The sequence below is a fragment of the Leifsonia sp. HAY1-4F genome (assembly GCF_056755275.1).
Genome location: NZ_JBNDHX010000526.1, coordinates 1 through 243, shown reverse-complemented (window position 1 = coordinate 243; position 243 = coordinate 1). Strand labels below are relative to the sequence as shown.

Genomic DNA, 243 nt, shown 5'->3' with positions numbered 1-243 from the left:
GCACGGCCCGTCGCGATCGCAAGCGCGTCGAGCGCGGGGAGGTCCGTCGCTTCACCAAGCGTTCGCGGCGCCGCCGCCTCGCCTGGCTGGCCGCGGCGGGAGTCGTTGCCGCCCTCGTGCTCGCCGTCGCGATCGTCGCGTATTCTCCGCTACTCGCGCTCAAGCACATCAATGTGACGGGAACCTCCCGGCTGGATGCGACCGCCATCGATAAGAAGCTCTCGGATCAGCGGGGCACGCCGC

Annotated in this window: 1 pseudogene; it reads left to right on the top strand. The window is 70.4% G+C overall.

Features of this window, described 5'->3' with window-relative positions:
- Positions 1–243: pseudogene (locus ACPYOG_RS20380) on the top strand (FtsQ-type POTRA domain-containing protein); the annotation flags it as partial.